Genomic DNA, 5,945 nt, shown 5'->3' with positions numbered 1-5,945 from the left:
CACACAAATTAAATACGCGCCCACGCAAAAGACTTGGGTATAGAACACCACTGGAGTATATTCATGCGCATCTTTAAAAAGTGTCGCACTTCAAACTTGATACTAAGCGCCACTTGCGATTACCTCAAGTTAATACCATAATTAGGTACTATTTGGTATTAGGAGATTACAATGGCTAAAAATACTAGCATCACTCTCGGCGACCACTTTGATGGTTTCATTAGTAGCCAAATCCAAAGTGGACGCTATGGCTCAGCAAGTGAAGTAATTCGTTCCGCTCTACGTTTACTCGAAACACAAGAAACGAAAATGAACACTTTACGACAACTGCTCGTTGAAGGTGAAGAAAGTGGTATGGCTGATTATGACCTCGATTCGTTTATCAGTGAACTAGATAGCGAAGAAAGAAAATGAAACCATTCCAACTAACCAACAAGGCAAAATCCGATTTAAAAGATATTGCCTTATTTACCTCTCGCAGGTGGGGCCGCGAGCAACGAAATATTTATCTCAAACAATTCGATGAATCATTTTGGCTACTCGCTGAAAATCCTGATATCGGTAAAACTTGTGATGAAATCAGAGATGGCTACCGAAAATTCCCACAAGGAAGCCATGTTATTTTTTATCAACAAATTGGTAGCCAAAACATCCAGATCATAAGAATCTTGCATAAGAGTATGGATGTAAATCCATTCTTTGGCGCATAACGCCCGGTTAAGGGGTTGGCAACGCACCACCGAACTTAAAAAATACACTGTAAACACTGAACTTCAATTTTGCACTAAAGTCGCCATGCGTTAGCAATCCCTCTTGAGCCGTTTGTTATGCTTATTTTTTGAGCTTCACAACTTCACCACTCAATGCAACTCCAGCCATTACGGCTCCAGCACCACATTGAAAAGTATCGTTGCTTGAAGTGAGGTTATTTTTGTAATTTGATTTGATATTAACTACTGCATTTCCACCCTCTTTTATCGCTCTGTCTTTAAGAGCAATCATGGCAGAAAGAAAAACCCAGTTGCACGCTTCTTCATCTGTTTTATTGAAAGCGTTCGTTTTTTTACTGGTTTTAAATTCACCTAATTCTTTGAGAACTTTGCCGTAACTCTGCTCGCCAAAGTAAAATGAAACTTCAGTGCCTAATTTAGATTTAGCCACTTCAGAGCTCATTGCCTTTGTAATCGAATAATTACCCACATCATCTCTAGCAAAAGTGTTAGATGAGAAGAAAGCCAGTGATGAAAGAGCTAGAATTGTTAATTTTTTCATTGTGATATATTCCAAAATAGTTTGATTGTGACTAGAGCATAACGCCCAATTAAGTTGTGAGCAACGCTGCCACCTTACTCAAACACTTCACCGTAATCACTAAACAGATTGAAACCGAAAGCGCTGAGCGTTGCGAATCAGCTTAAATTGTTTGTTAGTTGCCATTCTAAACCTTTGATTTCCAGTTATTTCCACTTTGCCAACGCCATCTTTGATACGCTTTGAAAGCTCAAATCAGGCGCAGTTTCAAAGCACCTGTCACTGAAACCACTTGGAACTTACAACGCCGTAGAAAGCTGGCTGAAAGCACCAAAAAGATCTTTTGGAAAGGCAATGTCACAAAGCTGACTTTCAACGAGTAAATTTGCGTCTGAAACGGCAAACCAAAACCACAGCATTAACCATTGAACGCAACTTCAGCAAACTACACCTATGCACAAAGCCGAGCAACATTGCACAATTCATTAACCCTAAATTTTCTGCCTTAGCTGCGTTTTTACCGCTGGCAACTAACGCCCAATTAAGGGGTGAGCAACGCTACCACCTAACCTAACGCATTGTACCGTAAACACTAAAATTGAAGTAGAAGCAAAATGCCAAGCGTTGGGAATCCCTCTTAAATTGTTTGTTATACCCCTTGGATTCAAGTACGAAGTGCGACACCTCTGAACATAAAAACAGTAAGGTGCGATAATCATGAAGTTTGCTCCCGCCAAGAAGTAAAAAACATGAAATACACGCACCTCACCGAGAACGAAAGGTATATGATTTCTGCGCTCAGAAAGCAAGGGATCAGTACCGCAAAAATAGCTAAACAACTGGGACGTCACAAAGCCACTATCTATCGAGAAATTGAACGTAATTGTCGTTACAACAAGTTCTTCGATAGGTACTCTTATCAACCAGAGCGAGCACAGCAAATGGCGCGCAACCGGCTTAGTCGTTCACGGCGAAATAAACGCTATACCGAACTTGACTTCAGACTACCTGAAGCCTTGCTACGACTGGACTGGAGCCCTGAGCAAATCGTCGGATACCTAAGGATGAGAGGCTATCCAACAATGAGCCACGAACTCATTTATCAGCATGTTTGGAACGACAAAACTCTCGGTGGAACGCTATGGAAACACCTACGCTAATCCACCAAGAAAAGGCGTAAAAGGTACAACTCAAAAGACAGTCGAGGACGGCTGGCAAATAAGCGTCATATTACCGAAAGACCTGCAGACGCTGAGCATCGAAAAGAGCCTGGCCATTGGGAAATTGATACCGTTGTGGGCCGTGGAACCAAGCACTGTATCGTGACTTTAGTCGACAGAATGACTGGCTACACTTTTATTGGGCAAATGGACGATAGAACATCCGAGTCACTCAACGTAAGAATGAGCAAAATCATGACCCGCTCTGACTTACCTTTTAAGACGATAACGGCGGATAACGGCACTGAATTTCATGGTTATGCGCAACTAGAAAAACATCATAACTGTCTGTTTTACTTTGCAAATCCATACCATTCATGGGAGCGAGGCACTAATGAAAACACCAATAGCTTGATACGACAAATACTTACCAAAACGAACTTCCATGTCACACCTGACACAGAAGCTCTGCAATGAAATTACACACAAATTAAATACGCGCCCACGCAAAAGACTTGGGTATAGAACACCACTGGAGTATATTCATGCGCATCTTTAAAAAGTGTCGCACTTCAAACTTGATACTAAGCCCGTTTTTAAAACCTCTAGTTTTTAGCCGTTCCGCTAAATTCTTCTTCCTGCAAATTCTCAGCTAAACCCATTTCACCGATAGCAAATAGAAAACTACCGATAAAATACAAGGTTTCATTACCAGCCCTTTCAGGAAAGTCATCAGCTTTATCGACACTCTGAGGTTCAATTACATTTTTACAAACAATACTCGCACACCCTTTTTCATCTGGGTATAAGGGAGTAGTGTCCAAAACATCATTCGCTAAACTATCAAAGGAAAAAACGCTTATCAAAACTACTGAAATAGGCCAAAACTTCACAACAGACTCACAATATAAAGAACACCATATAGGATGATAACCCTCTGATGTGGAATATAAAAGGGTATAACGCCCGGTTAAGGGGTTGACAACGCACCACAAAACTAAAAAAACACACTGTAAACACCGAATTTTAATTTTGCATCAAAACCGACAAGCGTTGGCAATCCCTCTTAAACCGTTTGTTATGTTGTTACTATTTGAGTGACTCATAAACCTCACTGGCGATAAACGGCATAGTAATATTGATTTCTATATTATGTAATTGCTCTTCATCGATACCATCTGGCTTTTGAGCAATATAAGGAAACATAGCTACTTGCTCTTTGATAAAGCGTTGAACACTCGGAGACTCTTTAGCTAGCTCTTGTTCAAAATGCTTAACTTGAGGTTCAAGGCATTTATTAAATGCATATTGAGACAAATAGCTTACGACTAATTGCTTTTCTTCATTTTTTAAATTAGCCAACCAATCAGAAGCAGGAAAAAACTGACTACCTTCGGCAGATTGCTCAAAACACGAAGAACGTTGATTGACTAACTCACTGTATGTTTCATTAAGGCCATCATTTTGCACACCCAGAGGTACACAACCAACGATAGTTAGTAAAGCGACGCTACAAAGCAGCTTCACTGATACATTTCCAAAATTTTTGCTCTTTTCCATAGGTAAACAACTCTTCTTGCTGTGCTAGGTTATAAACTTGTCGGCGCAGTATTGGGTTAATTGAAGCCATCGCCTGCCCAAATTCATCCCAGTGATATTCATATATGTCCTGAGCGACTTGAGTGACACCGCCACCATTAGTCTTAAATATTTCAAGAATAGGGCTTGTCACCATAAAAGTTGCCAAATAATTGGCCAAATCAACTTTATAATCAATAATTTGTAAAGTTGATCTTGACCTAGATGACAATTTCAACCCTTCAATGGAACAATAGTCTTTTAAGGACATCTATTTCTCCAGATAATACTAACTATCTAATTTTTATAAAAAAATAGACGGCAATTGTTAAGAAATGGCTTTTTATTTCAAAATTTGAAGTAAAATCACCAAAAGCCACGACAACATAACGCCGCATTAAGGTGTGAGCGACGCTTGGCTATACTTGAGCGAAGCGAAACTGCCAAGCGTTGCGAATCACTCTTAAATGCTTTGTTACATGCGTCTTCGCAGTTTTTCGATGAACCATTCACCATCTTCACTTGCTGGAATTAAGTGTTCAGTCGAATATTCAGGGACTGAATTTTCCAAACCGGAGCGATGTTCAATAACTGCGAGAAGATGCCACATATCTTTTATAAGTTCACTAAGCTCAACTTGATTTAAGTTAACTTTCGTCGACTTGTTAGTAAGTAGTGATTTAGCGTCGTTATGTGATAGGACTTTATTTCTATAGTTTTTTAACCCAGTCGTTTTGTAAACCTGATCTAGTTCCGCTAGCAGGGGCAAAATCTGCTCGTCGTTAGACAAATCGCAACGCTCCACGACATTCTTGAAAGACAGGTTATCTTCACCGCAACTCGCAACTGGGTCCATTAATCTGGATACTTTCATCATGATGGAGTTCACAAGTGCGCTTTGGTAATTCGAGAAGACCCAATTACTAAATTCAACCAATGTCTGGATATTCTCTTTAACACCGAAAATTTGCTCGTAAAACTTCATATCTGTAGATACATCAATCAGTAATGATTTGAGTTTTTCAACTGCTTCCATTTTTTCTCCCAAAGCATGTAACGCCCGGTTAAGGGGCTGACAACGCAAAACACTGAACTCAAAATAACAACCGTAATCACAAATGCCGATTTGAACTAAAACCGCCACGCGTTGGCAGTCCCTCTTGAACCGTTTGTTATGTTTATTTAGCCTAAGATTTAAGGCACTTAATTGCGTCACTTACCGTCTCAAATTGAATTTTTGTCAAACAAACTTCAGCTCGACAAAACTCGTGACATTGAATCAATCTTGATGCATCTTCTGCTGAAATCTGGACTGAGTTTCCAACCAAGTTAATCGCTGTTGAAGCATCTGAAACCAATGAGTATACAAAGCCTTCAGAATCGATTACTCGATCATCTGAGCTAAAAATCAACCCCACACATTCGCAGTTCAAGTCAGTTTCTGAGCCCAAATAAATGAGCTCATCGTCACCATCCAATTTCAGGATACAAGGCCAATTGACCATGAATTTCTCCAATAAACATAACGCCCGGCTAAGGGGTTGACAACGCATCGCCGAACTTAAAAAACACACCGTAAACACTGAACTTCAATTTTGCACTAAAGTCGCCACGCGTTGGCAATCCCTCTTGAGCCGTTTGTTAGCTGCTGCACTTTAGCCGGAGATTTACTACCCAACGGCCTAATTTAAAACACATTATTGTTTTCAAGCGACAAAGTAAAACGGACAACTGAGAAACTAAAACCCAATCCACGAAAAGCACTTGGCAAAGAAGAAATAACAGGAAAACTTGACGAGCTTCTAGGACTTAAATTTACAAAGAATTCTTTCGAAGAAGCCAACAACCAAGTGCACGAAATCCATTTAAGCGCGAAAGAGCCTCAAAACCAAAGAAGCCACACCAAAGAAATAAACAAACACACCACTTCCCGTAAGAAGACTTCGGTTAGTTCAA

General features: G+C 40.1%; 9 protein-coding genes and 1 pseudogene. 4 read left to right on the top strand and 6 right to left on the bottom strand.

Annotated elements, in window-relative coordinates; all coding sequences use genetic code 11:
* Window positions 1-171 precede the first annotated feature (171 nt).
* Both AACT42_RS01450 and AACT42_RS01445 read left to right on the top strand, forming a co-directional pair.
* Entirely contained in the window at window positions 172-414 is a 243-nt protein-coding gene (locus AACT42_RS01450; RefSeq protein ID WP_017045414.1) for a type II toxin-antitoxin system ParD family antitoxin, read from the top strand.
* Entirely contained in the window at window positions 411-710 is a 300-nt protein-coding gene (locus AACT42_RS01445) for a type II toxin-antitoxin system RelE/ParE family toxin (protein WP_094183012.1), read from the top strand. Before AACT42_RS01450 ends, AACT42_RS01445 begins: the two co-directional genes overlap by 4 nt.
* 121 nt (window positions 711-831) lie before the next feature.
* Here the strand turns inward: AACT42_RS01445 and AACT42_RS01440 are convergent, their stop codons facing one another.
* A complete protein-coding gene (locus AACT42_RS01440) occupies window positions 832-1,272 on the bottom strand; it encodes a hypothetical protein (protein WP_029190018.1) in 441 nt (146 codons plus the stop codon).
* A 728-nt stretch (window positions 1,273-2,000) separates the two neighbouring features.
* Here AACT42_RS01440 and AACT42_RS01435 point away from each other — a divergent pair.
* A pseudogene (locus AACT42_RS01435) lies at window positions 2,001-2,970 on the top strand (IS30 family transposase).
* A gap of 46 nt (window positions 2,971-3,016) precedes the next feature.
* Here the strand turns inward: AACT42_RS01435 and AACT42_RS01430 are convergent.
* The 5 genes from AACT42_RS01430 to AACT42_RS01410 form a co-directional block, all read right to left on the bottom strand.
* Entirely contained in the window at window positions 3,017-3,304 is a 288-nt protein-coding gene (locus AACT42_RS01430; RefSeq protein ID WP_094183010.1) for a hypothetical protein, read from the bottom strand.
* A 196-nt stretch (window positions 3,305-3,500) separates the two neighbouring features.
* Window positions 3,501-3,971 carry a hypothetical protein gene (locus tag AACT42_RS01425; protein ID WP_094183009.1) on the bottom strand — a complete coding sequence of 157 codons (471 nt, stop codon included), beginning with the start codon at window positions 3,969-3,971 and terminating at the stop codon, window positions 3,501-3,503.
* The gene (locus AACT42_RS01420; protein ID WP_094183008.1) at window positions 3,922-4,260 is read right to left on the bottom strand and encodes a hypothetical protein; all 339 of its coding nucleotides are present in this window, start codon (window positions 4,258-4,260) and stop codon (window positions 3,922-3,924) included. Before AACT42_RS01420 ends, AACT42_RS01425 begins: the two co-directional genes overlap by 50 nt.
* A 204-nt stretch (window positions 4,261-4,464) precedes the next feature.
* On the bottom strand, window positions 4,465-5,133 hold the full coding sequence (locus AACT42_RS01415) for an AbiU2 domain-containing protein (protein ID WP_176432249.1): 669 nt from the start codon (window positions 5,131-5,133) through the stop codon (window positions 4,465-4,467).
* Window positions 5,134-5,176: 43 nt separating this feature from the next.
* Window positions 5,177-5,494: a DUF4144 domain-containing protein gene (locus tag AACT42_RS01410; protein WP_019281465.1), complete on the bottom strand. Its 318-nt coding sequence runs from the start codon at window positions 5,492-5,494 to the stop codon at window positions 5,177-5,179.
* A gap of 195 nt (window positions 5,495-5,689) precedes the next feature.
* Here AACT42_RS01410 and AACT42_RS01405 point away from each other — a divergent pair.
* Window positions 5,690-5,945: hypothetical protein (locus tag AACT42_RS01405; protein ID WP_254918669.1), on the top strand; the 256-nt coding region annotated here is incomplete at its 3' end.

Source organism: Vibrio sp. V15_P4S5T153 (genome assembly GCF_963874485.1).
In the GTDB taxonomy this organism is placed as follows: Bacteria; Pseudomonadota; Gammaproteobacteria; order Enterobacterales; family Vibrionaceae; genus Vibrio; species Vibrio anguillarum.
The sequence above is the reverse complement of the archived record's forward strand: the minus strand, read 5'-3'. Positions and strand labels throughout refer to the sequence as shown.